13 protein-coding genes are annotated in these 15215 nt (G+C 42.7%); all 13 read right to left on the reverse strand.

Annotated elements, in window-relative coordinates; translation table 11 throughout:
- Positions 1–8: 8 nt before the first annotated feature.
- Positions 9–863 carry a MurR/RpiR family transcriptional regulator gene (locus tag FAY33_RS03550; protein ID WP_143319368.1) on the reverse strand — a complete coding sequence of 285 codons (855 nt, stop codon included), beginning with the start codon at positions 861–863 and terminating at the stop codon, positions 9–11.
- A gap of 68 nt (positions 864–931) precedes the next feature.
- Entirely contained in the window at positions 932–1837 is a 906-nt protein-coding gene (locus FAY33_RS03555; RefSeq protein ID WP_207705991.1) for an EamA family transporter, read from the reverse strand.
- A gap of 327 nt (positions 1838–2164) precedes the next feature.
- Entirely contained in the window at positions 2165–3334 is a 1170-nt protein-coding gene (locus FAY33_RS03560) for a cyclopropane-fatty-acyl-phospholipid synthase family protein (RefSeq protein WP_143319369.1), read from the reverse strand.
- A gap of 153 nt (positions 3335–3487) precedes the next feature.
- Positions 3488–4081 carry a 4'-phosphopantetheinyl transferase superfamily protein gene (locus tag FAY33_RS03565; RefSeq protein ID WP_143319370.1) on the reverse strand — a complete coding sequence of 198 codons (594 nt, stop codon included), beginning with the start codon at positions 4079–4081 and terminating at the stop codon, positions 3488–3490.
- A 75-nt stretch (positions 4082–4156) separates the two neighbouring features.
- The gene (eno, locus tag FAY33_RS03570; protein ID WP_143319371.1) at positions 4157–5455 is read right to left on the reverse strand and encodes a phosphopyruvate hydratase; all 1299 of its coding nucleotides are present in this window, start codon (positions 5453–5455) and stop codon (positions 4157–4159) included.
- A 17-nt stretch (positions 5456–5472) separates the two neighbouring features.
- The gene (locus FAY33_RS03575) at positions 5473–7110 is read right to left on the reverse strand and encodes an FAD-dependent oxidoreductase (protein WP_143319372.1); all 1638 of its coding nucleotides are present in this window, start codon (positions 7108–7110) and stop codon (positions 5473–5475) included.
- A 12-nt stretch (positions 7111–7122) separates the two neighbouring features.
- Positions 7123–7686, reverse strand: a complete 564-nt coding sequence (ahpC, locus tag FAY33_RS03580; protein WP_143319373.1) for an alkyl hydroperoxide reductase subunit C — start codon at positions 7684–7686, stop codon at positions 7123–7125.
- Between the two features lie 175 nt (positions 7687–7861).
- Entirely contained in the window at positions 7862–8947 is a 1086-nt protein-coding gene (trpS, locus tag FAY33_RS03585; RefSeq protein WP_143319374.1) for a tryptophan--tRNA ligase, read from the reverse strand.
- Positions 8948–9001: 54 nt separating this feature from the next.
- Positions 9002–11446 carry a homocysteine S-methyltransferase family protein gene (locus FAY33_RS03590; RefSeq protein ID WP_143319375.1) on the reverse strand — a complete coding sequence of 815 codons (2445 nt, stop codon included), beginning with the start codon at positions 11444–11446 and terminating at the stop codon, positions 9002–9004.
- 21 nt (positions 11447–11467) lie between these two features.
- Entirely contained in the window at positions 11468–12118 is a 651-nt protein-coding gene (locus FAY33_RS03595) for a vitamin B12 dependent-methionine synthase activation domain-containing protein (RefSeq protein WP_143319376.1), read from the reverse strand.
- A 74-nt stretch (positions 12119–12192) separates the two neighbouring features.
- On the reverse strand, positions 12193–13050 hold the full coding sequence (metF, locus tag FAY33_RS03600) for a methylenetetrahydrofolate reductase [NAD(P)H] (protein ID WP_143319377.1): 858 nt from the start codon (positions 13048–13050) through the stop codon (positions 12193–12195).
- A gap of 72 nt (positions 13051–13122) precedes the next feature.
- Complete coding sequence (locus tag FAY33_RS03605; RefSeq protein ID WP_143319378.1) at positions 13123–13995, reverse strand: protease modulator HflC; 873 nt, start codon at positions 13993–13995, stop codon at positions 13123–13125.
- Positions 13992–14984 (reverse strand): FtsH protease activity modulator HflK, encoded by a 993-nt coding sequence (hflK, locus tag FAY33_RS03610; protein WP_347562646.1) that lies wholly within the window; start codon positions 14982–14984, stop codon positions 13992–13994. Before hflK ends, FAY33_RS03605 begins: the two co-directional genes overlap by 4 nt.
- Positions 14985–15215 lie beyond the last annotated feature (231 nt).

The following is a 15215-nucleotide window of genomic DNA, read 5'->3' on the forward strand; positions in this document are numbered from 1 at the left end:
TATGAATTTTATTTTTTATCATCAGAAATTGCAATCTCATGGCGTCTGATGTGGTCATGGGAATCCTTTTTACTTACAGATAAGAATAGGTATAAAATCTCCATCACTGCGGTTGCAGATACTCTTGAGAAACAGAACTCTCCCAGTAAAAGTTTCTCCCTTGTAGCTGTAGTAATATGGTAATCACAGGCTTTTCCCAAAGGGGAAGAAGGATTATTCGTGATGGCGATGGTAGGCGTACGATTTTCTTTTGCCACTGCCATAAGAGTCATAAGCCGTTTGGAAAAACCAGAGTTTGAGATAATAATTACAGCATCATCCTCCTTCAAATTACAGGTATATGCCATCTGTGTCTCCCAAATCGTGCCCGAAACCGTTGGGACTCCCAATTGGTTAAACTTAAAGGAGCCATCAAGAGCTACTGGAATGGTATTGCCTACTGCCACAAGCTGTACAGTCCTGGCACGTTCAATCACCCTAAGAATCTGATCCAGTTCATCCGGGTCCATCATGGAAATGGTCTGTGTAAGCTCTGCCACTTTATTGGCGAGAATATTCTGAAGAGACTGGGACAGATTGTCCCTGCTGATCTCATTGGATATCTCAACCGAATTGCCCCGCTCCTCTATAATTTCTTTTGCCAGATTGATCTTTAAATGGTGAAAGCCATTGAATCCGCATCTCCGGCAGAACCTGGACACAGTAGCATCACTGGTTTTACTTGCCTGAGCCAGCTCGGCAACAGTCATGTCAATAACTTCATTCTTATGAGCAAGAATGTAATCCGCTATCTTTTTTTCCGCCTCAAAAAAGGTCTCATAAGACGAACATAAGACTCCTGATACGTTGATATTCTCCTGCATAAAAGCCCCGCCTTCCGCGTAATTTTATTTCACAATTATATCACGAGAAGAAATGAAATGTAAAGGAATTATGAAGTTTTGCGGGCAGTGAGAAGAAAAATGGTGGAGATGATACAGGCGAATCCCAGCAGATCCATCACTCCAAAACTCACCTTCAACAGCAAAACAGAGAAAACAGTTGCTGCAACCGGTTCAATGGCAGCAAACAGGCTTCCCTTTTTGGGACCAACCCACTTTACCCCTTCCAGATAACTGACAAATGCAATAATGGTACCTGCAAGAATGATAAACGCCATTCCTCCAATTACTTTCCCATCAACAGAAACATGGAATGTCCAGGGCTTAAAGAGAATACAGACGAAGATGCCGCCAATCAGCATCCCCCAGCCAGTCACCAGCATGGAACCGAACTTTTTTAAAAGCCGTCCCGGCTGAACCGTATAAATTGCCAGAGTTACTGCTGAAATCAGTCCCCAAAACAGAGCCTTATGTGATATGGCAAGACTCTTTATGTTGCCATGGGTTGCCAGAAGAACCGTTCCGATTACAGCCAGAACGACAGCAAAAAGCTCAACCTTTTCCGGCGCCTTTCCAGTTCTTAAGGAAATATAAAGCATAACAAGAACCGGACCAATGTATTCCAGCACTGTGGCAGTGCCTGCATTGGAAAAGTGAATGGCAGTAAAATATGTATATTGACACATGCTCATTCCAAATACACCAAAAATAATAACTTCCATTACATCTCTGGGAGACTTAAATACATCGAATATTTTCCCCTTTTTCTTTAATGCACACACAAAAAGTAAAAGTATTCCTGCTAACAGCAGGCGTATGGGAATCAGCCATTCTGCACGAAGTTCTTTCTGCTGCATAAGGTATTGTCCACAGGTACCAGAAAGCCCCCACAAAATCCCTCCCCCCAAAGTCAAAATACTCCCCTTTTTCAGGTTGTGTGCCATTGTTGCGTCCATTTCTGTTATTTCTCCTTCCACATTGGGTATATACTGCTTCCTAAAATAACCATACACCAATTTATCTTAAGGAATCATAACACTTAATCACGATTTGGGCAACCAGAGATTTATTTTCTTAACATCAAAAAACCATCCCTGTCATGCGGTAACAGCGATGGTTTTTTGTAGGAGTTTTTATCTTTCCTCACGGGAAGAAAGATCTGATCAGAGGTTTGGTCTGATGTATAGAATATTCACACGAAGTTAGTATTAACTAACTAGGTACATTTTATCACAGCAGATACATAACTGCAAGATATTTTTTTGAGAATGTTTCTCACTGTTTTAATACCATCTGGTCATTGGAAGATCATTATTTACTCCCTTTGTAATAAGAATCTGATGGAGATCAATAACGCCGTTGTGGAAGGTTGCTGCGCAGGCATTTAAATAAAGATCCCACATGCGGGTAAATTCGGTTCCCATCATCTCCTCAATCTGGGCACGGTGGGAATTGAAATTCTTTGCCCATTGAAGCAAGGTCTTATAGTAATGACGGCGAAGGCTTTCCACATCCAATGTATAAAAGTTATGCTCACTCAGAATATGAATCATCTCACGGAGACTTGGCACCATGCCGCCTGGAAAGATGTATTTTTTAATCCAGGCATCACCGGGATGTTCCCTTAAGGCACTGATATAGTGAAGCAAAAATAATCCGCCCGGATTTAAGACTGCTTCCGCATTCTTTACAAACAGATCATAATGCTCTCTGCCTACATGTTCCAGCATTCCTACGCTGACGATCCGGTCAAAGGTTTCACCGCACTTTGCTAAATCACGGTAATCCATTAGTTCCACACGAACCCTTCCCACAAGGCCTTCTGCTTCAATCTGTTCTTCAAATTTTTTCTTCTGTTCTTTACTTAAGGTGATACCAAGGCCCTTCACTCCATATTCTTTTGCTGCGCGTATAAGCAGATATCCCCACCCGCAACCAATATCCAGAAGTGTCATATCCTCTTTTAAATATAACTTCTTTAAAATCCGTTCTACTTTATTATACTGTGCATCATAGAGGGAATCTTCTTCTGTTTTAAAATATCCACAAGAATAACTCATGGTTTTATCAAGCCACAGGCTATAAAAATCGTTGCCGATATCGTAATGAGAAGTGACTTCCTTTTCCTGATTCTTCTTAGACTGAGAAGAAAAAATCAGCTTCTTAAGCTTCATGTGGTCTGTGGAGAATTTCCCCATCTGTCCCAGGAAGTTGTCCAACGCCTGAAATAAATCGCCTTCAATCTCCAGATTGCCTTTCATATAAGCTTCTCCCAGCGCCAGAGATGTGCTGGTTAAAAGTTCTTTGCTTCCAATGTCTTCTTTTAAATTGACAACAAAAGAAGGGGTTCCGTTCCCGATATGATACGTCTCCCCATGGAGTTTTACATCAAAAGGGTGTTCGTCAAATTTCTGAAGAAAAGAGATTAAAAAATTATCTGTCATGTTTTTCATGGCTTGTCCTCCTATTATTTTCTCTTTACTATATCATTGCCATAAATTTACCAATTTATAAAATAATGGTAGTGGTTATGGTAAGATCAGAAAAGCAGGTCTAAAAAGAGTACAATTATGGGTTGTCTGCTAGGATATTAATTCCAGATAAGATTAAAAAATGAAATTTAGTTTCACGCGAATTTTCTCGCAGCCTGTCTGACACAGGGAAAGAATAAACTCTCCATCTAATATCTGTTGAAAAAATGTGACTCCTTCCCTGGAACAATGAGGAACTCCAGTTTCAACCGACTCAAAGGATATATCAGAAAGAGGCATGACAATTCCTGTTCCAACTGCCTTACCATAACTTTCTTTTAATGTCCAGATACGGAAAAAATATTCTGCACGCTTTGCAGGCGGCAATTTTCTCATAACAATACTCTCAGTTTCTGACATTACTTTCCTTAGTACTCTCTCATTATAACTCTGTATCCGCTCCACATCAACTCCCAATTCTTTATCAGAGAATCCGCAGGCAACAAGTCCCTCCGTATGGCTGATGTTAAAATGGATATGAGGATAATCTTTCAGATACGGTTTTCCACGGGGGCCTTTTTCAATTACAGGCGGCTCCTCTTCTGAAAAATCCATGCCATATTCTCTAAAAAGTCCGGTAAAAAGAAGCTTCTTACCAAGTTCATGCTCCCACTGGTATTTCTTCATACCTTCTGGAGCCAATGCCTTTGCCAGGTATAGATCAATCATCCTGGATCCCCCTTTTGTTTTATGCAAAAAAACCTGCCAGATAAATGACTCATCTGACAGGCTTTTCCGTTATGATTAAGAACGGCGGATATGGAACGCATCCATTCCCGGATAAACTGCACCATCACCCAGTTCTTCTTCAATTCTAAGAAGCTGGTTGTATTTTGCCACACGTTCACTTCTGCTTGGCGCACCAGTTTTAATCTGACAGGTATTAAGTGCAACTGCCAGATCTGCAATCGTGGTATCTTCTGTCTCACCAGAACGATGGGAAGCGACAGCCGTATATCCTGCGCTGTGAGCCATCTTAATAGCTTCCAGTGTCTCGGATACGGAACCAATCTGATTCAGTTTAATTAAGATGGAGTTTCCGCAGCCTTCTTCAATTCCTTTTTTCAGACGTTCTGTATTGGTTACAAAAAGATCATCACCTACAAGCTGAATTCTGTCTCCCAGCTCTTTGGTAAGAAGCTTCCAGCCTTCCCAGTCCTCTTCATCAAGAGCATCTTCAATGGAATAAATCGGATATTTGTCACAAAGATTCTTCCAGTGACCGATTAATTCCTCAGAAGTAAAGTGCTTTCCGCTTTTTGGAAGATGATACTCTCCCTTTTTCTCCGCCTTCCATTCACTGGAAGCGGCATCCATAGCCAGTACAAAATCACGTCCTGGCTCATATCCAGCTTTTTTCACTGCTTCAAGAATCAATTCAATGGCTGCTTCATCGCTTTCCAAGTCAGGAGCAAAGCCGCCTTCATCACCAACAGAAGTTGCCAGACCTTTTGATTTTAAAATAGAAGCCAGACAATGGAACACTTCTGTACACCAGCGAAGACCTTCTTTGAAATCACCAGCTCCGGTTGGCATAATCATGAATTCCTGAACATCGACTGTATTGGCTGCATGAGCACCGCCATTTAAAATATTCATCATAGGAACTGGAAGACGGTTGCCTGAGATACCGCCAAGGAAACGGTACAGGGGAACTCCTGTGCTGATGGCGGCTGCTCTTGCGCAGGCAATGGATACAGCAAGAATGGCATTGGCTCCCAGTCTTGATTTGTCCTTTGTTCCGTCTGCATCAATCATGGCTTTATCAACTGCATAGATGTCAGATGCATCCATTCCCACAAGTGCAAAATGAATTACTGTGTTGATGTTATGAACTGCGTTGAGCACTCCTTTTCCGCCAAAACGGGCTTTGTCTCCGTCACGAAGCTCTAAAGCTTCAAATTCTCCTGTGGAAGCACCGCTGGGAGCTGCACCTCTTGCTATGGTACCGTCTACCAGATGTACCTCAGCCTCTACGGTAGGATTACCTCTGGAATCAATTATTTCTCTTCCTATTACTTTCTCAATCTCCAGATAATTCATTGTGATTTCTCCTTTTCTTAAATGGTTTCCAGTATGTTCAGAAGTTCCTCTACGGATTTCTTCCCAAACTCAATTTTTTCCTGATTTATAATCATACAAGGGACACTCATGATCTGATACCGCTCTTTTAGATCGGGATATAAAGCAAGATCATAAGTCCACGCCTTTACCATTTCATTCTCTGCCGCAATTCTTCCGGCAGACATAACCGTAGTTGGACACATGGTGCAGGATAAAGACACTGCAACCTTAATATCAATCGGTTTTTTAATATTTTTAATGCGCTTTGCTTCTTCCTCTGTAATTGCCTGACCAGGACCTGCTGCATTATAAAGTCCGATCACAAAGGAATTAAATTCATGCCCTCCTGGAATGGCATAAAAACGAAGTCCGGATTCCTTCCCATCTTCCCTGAGTATGCAAAGTGCAGGAATTGTCTCATTAGGAACGGTCTCTTCCGATTCACGGCTGATAACGCACTGTACCCGGTCTGAGATGCCGGTAAGTTCATTTAAAAAACCTTCCATCTGGGTAGCAAGAGGACTTTTATCAAGAACTCCCTTTACCGTTATGGTGCTCTGAAATTTACCAAACAATTCTTTTAACTGTTCTTTCATCTCCGGTGTGACAAAGGATTCGCTTTCTGATCCTTCTTCCTGGTGAACCTGAGGCTTTGGCTTGACTGAAACCGCTTCCTCATCCCTGGAAATTCCAAGTTTTTCCCACATGGCTGCCACATATTTCTCCAGAGAAGTAGCAGCGACCGCACCATCAGAAACGGCAGTTACCACCTGACGAAGCTTTTTCACACACACATCTCCTGCTCCATACACTCCGTCAACATTGGTCATCTGATCCGGATCAGTCAGCAGATATCCATGATCGTTTAAAGAAATCTTATCTTTAATCCATTCTGTATCCGGCACATAGCCTGCAAAAACAAAAATTCCAAAAGTCGTTCCCGGCTCAGACTCATAAAGCCACTCCTCACCGGTTTTTTTATTATAAAATCTTGCTGACTTCAGTAACGTGTCGCCAGCCGCCTCTCTAATCTCGGTATTATAATGAATCTCAATCTTTTCATGTTGTTTTGCCTCATCAGCCACGGAACGGGCACAGGTAAAATCATCATCCCGGACAATGATCGTAACTTTCTTTGCATATTTGGTCAAAAAAACAGCCTCTTCTGCTGCGGCAAAACCGCCTCCAATGACAAATACATCCATGCCGGTAAAGAACTCCCCGTCACAGGTTGCACAGTAAGCTACACCACGTCCCTTATATTCCTGTTCCCCTTTAAATCCGATCGCTCTGGGATTAGCACCCAGGGCAAGAACCAGCCCGAGGGTTTTTAAATCCCCCTTATCCGTTTTAACAATCCGGATATCACCAGACAAGTCCATGTCAATGGCACGAGCCATCAAAAACTCAGCTCCAAAGCTTTCTGCCTGTCTGCGCATCTTCTCTGTCAGGGCATCGCCGCTCACAGATTCAATTCCCGGATAGTTGACAATTTCTGAGGTAATCGTAATCTGACCGCCAAGTTTCTCTTTCTCCAGCACCAGAACCTTAAATCTGGCTCTGGCGGCATAAATAGCTGCGGACAGGCCCGCCGGACCTGCTCCTACAACTATTACATCATACAATTTATCCATATGATCCCGCCTTTATAAAAGTCCTACTAAATCAAGACTTGGTTTTAAGGTTTTTTCACCTGGTTTCCACTTTGCAGGGCAAACCTCGTCTCCATGTTCAGAAACAAACTGGGAAGCCTGAACTCTGCGGAACAATTCGTCTGCATTCCTTCCCACATTGCCTGCAATCACTTCATAAGCTACAATCTTTCCTTCCGGATTGACGATAAAGGTCGCTCTCTCTGCCACACCGGATTCTTCAATCATAACATCAAATCCTCTGGCAAGTACTCCGGTAGGATCTGCAAGCATGGTATAATTAATCTTCTTAATTGTTTTGGAAGCGTCATGCCATGCCTTGTGTACATAATGAGTATCACAGGATACGCTGTAAATCTCACAGCCAATTTTTTTGAATTCATCGTATTTATCTGCAAGGTCTTCTAATTCGGTAGGGCAGACAAAGGTAAAATCTGCCGGATAAAAGAAAAATACCGACCATTTTCCAAGAACATCCTCTTTGCTTACTTCTTTAAATTCACCATTTATAAAACTCTGAACCTTAAAATCAACAATCTCTTTCCCAATAAATGACATATCAACTATCTCCTTTCATGATCCCTATACTGAATTAATATGGCTTGTTTCTAAAATAATTATGAGTTAGTTACTACTAATCATGTATTTATATTAACACAGATGATGGAAAATTTCAATAATGATATTGATAATAATTATTATTTTATTGAGAAATCATAGATTTTACCTTATTTTAACCCTGATACTTCTTTGCCTGCTGTCCGATTAATTCCTGATCATCAAAATAATTGATCTTCATGGCTTCTTTTACATCATGCAAGGTATTCGCTGCCACGGAAGCTGCTTTTTCTGAACCTTCTTTAAGAATCTGGAATACATAAGGAATATCTGCCTCATATTGTTTTCTTCTCTGACGAATAGGTTCCAGTTCTTCCTGGAGAATACTGTTTAAAAATCTCTTTACCTTTACATCCCCCAGACCGCCCCGTCTGTAGTGGTCTTTCAGTTCGTCCAGATTTTTGTAATCCGGCAGATATCTGGCAAAATCTTCATCCTTACAGAAGGCATCAAGATAGGTAAATACCGTATTTCCTTCCACTTCTCCAGGATCTGATACCTGAATGTGGTTCGGGTCGGTATACATGCTCATAATCTTCTTCTTCACTTCTTCTTCGGAATCAGATAAATAGATGCAGTTGCCCAAAGATTTGCTCATCTTGGCTTTCCCATCTGTACCAGGAAGACGCAGACACGCCTTATTGTCCGGAAGAAGAATCTCCGGCTCTACCAGGGCTTCCCCATAAACAGAATTGAATTTGCGGACAATCTCCCTCGTCTGTTCAATCATTGGCTCCTGATCTTCCCCTACAGGCACTGTCGTAGCCTTAAACGCAGTAATATCCGCTGCCTGACTGATGGGATAAGTAAAAAATCCTACAGGAATACTGGTTTCAAAGTTCCTCTGGGTGATCTCAGATTTTACGGTAGGATTCCTCTGAAGCCTTGATACAGTCACTAAATTCATATAGTAAAAAGAAAGTTCCGTAAGTTCTGAAATCTGAGACTGAATAAATAAGGTACTCTTATTCGGGTCAAGGCCGCAGGAGAGATAATCCAGTGCTACCTCAATAATATTCTGACGAACTTTCTCCGGATTGTCCGCATTATCCGTCAATGCCTGAGCATCCGCAATCATAATAAAAATATCGTCAAATTCACCGGAATTCTGCAGTTCCACTCTTCGTTTGAGTGAACCTACATAATGACCGATGTGCAGTTTTCCTGTCGGTCTGTCTCCCGTTAAAATAATCTTTCCCATGTTTGTACCTCCAGATGTATTATCAATTTTATTGTACCATTCATTCCGCATTTGTCAATCAGCACCTTTGGTTTGAAATACACCTTCTGCATAATTCACAGAAGCCATGGCATCACGGCAGTAACGGTCTGCCCCTATGGTGCCTGCATAATCCTCGGTAAGCACAGCACCTCCCACCATAACTTTGGTATCCGGAGATTCTTTATGGAGCAGTTTGATTGTCTCTTCCATACTGGGAACTGTTGTTGTCATAAGGGCACTTAATCCTACAAGCTTTACCTCTTTTTTAACAGCAGTCTCTACAATCAGCTCCGGCGGCACATCTTTTCCAAGATCAATTACATCATAGCTGTAATTTTCCAAAAGCACCTTAACAATATTTTTCCCGATATCATGAATATCTCCCCGGACTGTAGCAAGTATAATTGCGCCTTTTTTCTCTTCAGCCACACCGCTTTTTGCCATCTGTTCTTTGATGACTTCAAAGGCTGCTTTGGCTGCCTCTGCACTCATCAAAAGCTGAGGAAGGAATACAGTTCCTTTTTCAAACCCTTTTCCTACCTGATCCAATGCCGGAATCATCTCTTCGTTGATAATGGTTAAAGGCTCTTTGTCCTTTAAAAGCTCTGTAACAGCGAGAAAAGCACGGTCCTTTAACCCCTTTTTTATGCTTTCTGATAAAGGGATGTCACTGCCGGAAGAATTGCTGCTGCCTGTACTGCCTGGGCGCAACGTATCTCCAAGCGTTGCCACCTGACCGCTGTAAATCGAAATATAGCGGCTGCACTGAGGATCTAAATCAGCCAAGGTAAGGAAGCTTAAATAAGAACGCATCATAGCCTCAGAGTTAGGGTTGATGATAGCTGCACTTAATCCGCTCTGCAATGCCATGGTAAAAAATGCTGCATTTACGATCTCTCTCTGGGGAAGGCCAAAAGAAATGTTGGACACGCCGAGTATGGTCTTTCCCCCCAGCTCATCCCGCACCCTGCGCAGAGTCTCAAGAGTGGTCAAAGCACCTTTGCTGTCTGAGCTTACAGTCATGCACAAAGCATCAATTACAATATCTTTCTGCTCAATTCCATATTCCGCTGCCTTTTGGTAGATTTTTTTTGCCACCTTCACTCTTCCTTCGGCAGTTTCCGGAATCCCGTCTTCATCAAGAGCCAGGGCAACCACCACGCCCCCATATCGCTTCACCAGGGGAAATACGGCTTCCATATTCTCTTTTTTTCCATTGACAGAGTTAATCAGAGGTTTTCCGTTATAAACCCTCATTGCCTGTTCCATGGCTTCAAGATCAGAAGTATCAATCTGGAGGGGAAGGTCAATGATGCTCTGGAGTTCTTTCACAACCTCTACCATCATAGACGGCTCATCAATTCCGGGAAGGCCCACATTCACGTCAAGAACATGGGCGCCGTTGTCCTGCTGGGACACTCCTTCTCTTAAAATGTATTCCAGATTATGATCTCTGAGTGCCTGCTTGAATTTGGACTTTCCTGTGGGATTGATCCGTTCCCCGATAATCACCGGTTCACGATCCATTACCACGGCCTGGGAATAGGAAGATACCACGGTTCTGTTCTTTTTCCGGGGAAGACGGACAGGAAGATCTTTACACTGTTCCACCGTCTTTTTTATATGCTCCGGAGTTGTTCCGCAGCAGCCTCCTGCAACAGATGCTCCCATTGCAACAATCTCTCCCATAACACGGGCAAATTCATCTGCATCAATATCATAAACCGTCTTTCCGCCTTCACTTCTTGGAAGCCCTGCATTGGGGTTTACAATTACCGGCACAGACACCACTTCCATAATATCGGAAAGAATCCCTTTCATCTGAATCGGTCCAAGACCACAGTTAATTCCAAGCGCATCCACTCTCAGTCCTTCCAGCAAAGCAACTGTGGAAGCAACATTTCCTCCTGTTAAGAGTTTTCCCTTCTCATCAAAGATCATGGTCACAAACACAGGCAGGCTGGAATTCTCTTTCGCCGCAAGAATGGCTGCTTTTGCTTCATACCCGTCGCTCATGGTTTCAATCAGAACCAGATCTGCCCCGTTTTTTTCTCCGATCTTCACCACCTGGGCATACATGTCATAAGCTTCTTCAAAATCCAGATCACCAAGAGGTTTTAAAAGCTTTCCTGTAGGACCTAAATCAAGGGCAATATAGCCCTTTTCCTTCCCTTTTGGGTAATTGGCGGTTTCCACGGCTTTCTTTGCATTTAAAACAGCAGCCGAAACCACTTCCTCTAAATCAAATTCAGCCCGTTTATGAAACTTTAATCCATTGGCTCCAAAAGTATTGGTTTTAATGATATCCGCCCCAGCTTCCAGATAGTCCCGGTGAAGCTTTGTAATGATCTCCGGATGTAATAAATTCCAGGTCTCCGGCAGCTCTCCAGGCTTTAACCCATTTGCCTGTAACAAACTTCCTGTTCCTCCGTCAAAAAATACAATCCTCTTTTTGATTTCTTCCAATATCCCTGTCATACATTCCTCCATCTGTATCCCTTACTTTTCATTTCTTCGATAAGCGCAGTCCGTCTTGGCGCAGGACTCACATCCTTTGACTTCACAGCGGTACTTTTTGGAGCTGACTCCCATCACAGCCGTCACAGATTTTGACGGAGCCATCAAAAGGCTGTCGGTAAGGGTAATTCCTATGCGTTTTGCTGTCTCCAGCACCGCAGTAATCTCTCTCTGGCATTCCAGAGCGAAATCTCCGTATCCCGGACTGAATCTGGGTCTTAAATAAAGACCTTTTGCTTCGTATTCCTCTTTTAATCTCTTATTTTCCTCATCACAAACTTCCTCAATCATGGCGGCTGCCGCTGCCTGCATGGTAACCGCCTTGCTCATCTGAAGCTTTGTATATTTATGCAAAAGTACATCCACACCAGTCCCAAGCGTGGCTGCAAATAAGATGACCTGATTGCAGTCCGCCATATTCTTACTTAAATTGCGGCTTCTGGTCCGGAAAACCGTAAAATCAATTTCATAATCCGGAAGCAGTTCCAGGGGATAGACCCTGCTGATGCACTTTGGTGAGGCAGCACCTTCCAGTTCCCGGATGCATTCCTCAACCAGATCATTGACCGCATCATCGCCTTTATGCACTCCATATCCCAAATAACGCAAAACCTCTTTCCGGCTGATCTCCATGACCTTTTCTCCCTCTTAATCCTTCTAAAAAGGGTTCGGCCCTGCAAAGGCGCCGAACCCGGAATAAAACCATATTACAAAATCTCTGACAGATTTTCCTTAATCTTTAATGCCACTTCCGGATTATTCATGGAATACACATGGATTGCATCAACTCCATTGGCAATCAAATCAATGATCTGCTCTGTGGCATAGGCAATTCCTGCCTGCTTCATGGCAGCCGGATTGTCTCCGAACCGATCTACAATCGCCTTAAATCTGGAGGGCAGATAAGTTCCTGAAAGCTGGCAGCTCCGCACAATCTGCCTTACGTTGGTCACCGGCATGATTCCAGCAACCACAGGTACTGTAATTCCCTTTTCTCTGATGCGGTATAAATAATTATACAATATATTATTATCGAAAAACATCTGTGTGGTGACAAAATCACAGCCTGCTTCCACTTTTTGCTTCAAATAATCCATATCAATGGTTTTACTGGCTGATTCCACATGACCTTCCGGATAACAGGCAGCTCCCACACAAAAATCCCCGGCTTCCTTTATCTCACGGATCAGTTCAGACGCATATGTGTATTCCTTTGAAACAGTTCCATCCTTTGGAATGTCCCCTCTGAGTGCAAGAACATTCTCAATTCCCGCTACTTTCAAGTCATGAAGAACCTCCTGCACCTTCTCCTTGGTAGAAGATACACAGGTTAAATGAGCCAGAGGAGTCACATGATACTTATTCTGCAGAGTGGAAGCAATATCAACCGTATAATTGCTGGTTCCGCCGCCTGCTCCGTATGTGACACTCATGAAAGCCGGATTCAGCTTCGCAATCTCCGCCGCCGCCCGTTCTACTGATTCATATTTATCCTCTGTTTTTGGAGGAAATACTTCAAAAGACAATGTGGGCTTTCCCTGGCTTAATATGTCTTTAATCTTCATGCTGTCAGTCTCCTATCTTACGTTTCTTTTATCTTTTAACACTTTACCATAAAAAATTATTTCCTGCAACTATTACTGCCCTGTAAATATCTGTGCCAGAGGAGAATTCTTAGGTAGAATTAAAGTGTTGTTTTTGCTGGTCAGAGAGTTCTTTGCCGCCTCAAGAGAACGGACAAAAGAGTAGAACTCTGCTCTCTGGGGATCATTGTAAGCCTCCGCCAGAATTCTCATATACTCTGCTTCCCCCTCTGCCGTAATGGAAGCCGCCTGTGCCTGGGCATCAGAAATGCTGATGGCGATCTCCCTGTCTGTTGTATTTTGTATAATCTTTGCTTCCGCCTGACCTTCTGCGGTATAGGTGGCAGCGATCTTAGCTCTCTCTGATATCATCCGTTCGTAAACAGCCGCTTTATTATCCACAGGAAGATCCAGTCGTTTGGTCTCTACTGCCAGAAGAGTAATTCCATACTGGCTCATATTATCTCCCACATTTTTCATAATTGCCTGGGAAAGTTCTTCATCCCTGCTGCTTATCACATCATTCTGGCTCATACTGCTTATGACATTCTTTACCGAGTTATAAACAACGGTATCAATTCTTGCTTCTGCATTGACGATGGAAGAATTTAAAGACTGGGCAAATTTGAGGGGATCATTGATCCGCCATAATACATAGCTGTCACTTAACATGGTCTTTTTATCCATGGTAATAACGTCAGACGCTGCCAGATCATAGATAAGAATCTGTTTTGGCAGGGTATCTGCTGTCTGGATAAACGGAATCTTAACGGATAACCCTGCTGTTCCAATGACCCGCTCCACACGCCCGAACTGACGGATCAGCTTATATTCGTTTTCGTTGGTAATGACCAGGGAACCAAATAAAAGAATGATGACTGCAAGTACAGCAATGGCTAAACCAGCTCTTTTTAATATTTTTCTCATTCCGCTTTCTCCTTTTCTCCTCCGGCATCTTTTGCTGCACCATCTCCAGTAAAGCTGTCAAGGGGAAGAATTGTGCTGGTCTTATCTGTACCGTCAATAATAACTTTCATATCAGGCAGAACCTTTTCCATGGTCTCATAAAACATTCGTTTCCTTGTCACTTCCGGATTTTTCTGAAATTCAATATACATGGCATTAAACTTGGCAACTTCTGAATTCGCTTTATTGACTCTCTTTGCTTTTTCAGATTCTGCTTCCTGTAAAATTTTATCCGTCTGAGCCGTAGCTTCCGGAAGTTTTTCATTCCTGTACTTATTGGCATTGTTTATAGCAGTCTCTTTTCCCTGCTTCGCTGTCTCTACCGCTTTAAAAGCTTCCATAACCTCCTGTGTGGGAGGTTCGGAATCCTGAATGGTCACATTCACCACAGTCAGGCCGATATCATGACCTTCCAGCTTTTCCATGATCATCTGTTTTATCTTTGTCTGAATCTCATTTTTTCCCATAGTCAGGACAGAATCCACATCATAGCTTCCAATTACAGTTCTGATACAGCTTTTTGTGATGCTTTGCAAAACCTTTAAAGGGTCTTCCGAAGCATAGACGGACTTAACCGGATCTGCCACTTTATATTCTACAAAAAAATCCACATTTACAAAATTATAATCCTTGGTGATCATCAGAGAATCTTCTTCCTTACTTTCATTATCACCAGGATCATATCCAATGGCAAATCCCTGAATGGTGGTATTCACTTTTTTCACATTCTGGATAAACGGCACTTTAAAATGCAGTCCCGACTGGGTCACAGACCTTGCCTTTCCCATGGTGGTTACCACTGCCTGCTCCTGTTCCTGAACGTTGTATAATGAGCTGAAACCAATAACAGGTACTGCAATCACCAGCACCAGGCCAATTCCTGATCTTTTCATAATACGTTTTACTTTTTGCCACACTTCATTTTTGCGGGGATCAATTGTTTCCATCATATCTCTCCTTTCAATTCCTGCCTCTCGTAATGAAAATCAGAACATGCTTCCTTCACAGAGTACTGCAAACGACCCTGTATAATAAAATAGACTTCTATTGACACCGCTTACGGCATCAATAAAAGTCTTGCAATTTCATAAGGATGCGGGTCAATTACTTTACCGTTCTGACGCAATCTCTTCCAGCAATCTGCTGGCTGCTACTCCCTTTTACGATTGGAATGATTATAT

It is taken from the genome of Clostridium sp. HBUAS56010 (genome assembly GCF_007115105.1).
Classification (GTDB): domain Bacteria; phylum Bacillota; class Clostridia; order Lachnospirales; family Lachnospiraceae; genus Lacrimispora.

Bases quoted from the DNA above. Each gene is read 5' to 3' on its own strand.
- FAY33_RS03550 (WP_143319368.1), bottom strand. From the start codon at position 863: ATGCAGGAGAATATCAACGTATCAGGAGTCTTATGTTCGTCTTATGAG.
- FAY33_RS03555 (WP_207705991.1), bottom strand. From the start codon at position 1,837: ATGGACGCAACAATGGCACACAACCTGAAAAAGGGGAGTATTTTGACT.
- FAY33_RS03560 (WP_143319369.1), bottom strand. From the start codon at position 3,334: ATGAAAAACATGACAGATAATTTTTTAATCTCTTTTCTTCAGAAATTT.
- FAY33_RS03565 (WP_143319370.1), bottom strand. From the start codon at position 4,081: ATGATTGATCTATACCTGGCAAAGGCATTGGCTCCAGAAGGTATGAAG.
- eno (WP_143319371.1), bottom strand. From the start codon at position 5,455: ATGAATTATCTGGAGATTGAGAAAGTAATAGGAAGAGAAATAATTGAT.
- FAY33_RS03575 (WP_143319372.1), bottom strand. From the start codon at position 7,110: ATGGATAAATTGTATGATGTAATAGTTGTAGGAGCAGGTCCGGCGGGC.
- ahpC (WP_143319373.1), bottom strand. From the start codon at position 7,686: ATGTCATTTATTGGGAAAGAGATTGTTGATTTTAAGGTTCAGAGTTTT.
- trpS (WP_143319374.1), bottom strand. From the start codon at position 8,947: ATGGGAAAGATTATTTTAACGGGAGACAGACCGACAGGAAAACTGCAC.
- FAY33_RS03590 (WP_143319375.1), bottom strand. From the start codon at position 11,446: ATGACAGGGATATTGGAAGAAATCAAAAAGAGGATTGTATTTTTTGAC.
- FAY33_RS03595 (WP_143319376.1), bottom strand. From the start codon at position 12,118: ATGGAGATCAGCCGGAAAGAGGTTTTGCGTTATTTGGGATATGGAGTG.
- metF (WP_143319377.1), bottom strand. From the start codon at position 13,050: ATGAAGATTAAAGACATATTAAGCCAGGGAAAGCCCACATTGTCTTTT.
- FAY33_RS03605 (WP_143319378.1), bottom strand. From the start codon at position 13,995: ATGAGAAAAATATTAAAAAGAGCTGGTTTAGCCATTGCTGTACTTGCA.
- hflK (WP_347562646.1), bottom strand. From the start codon at position 14,984: ATGATGGAAACAATTGATCCCCGCAAAAATGAAGTGTGGCAAAAAGTA.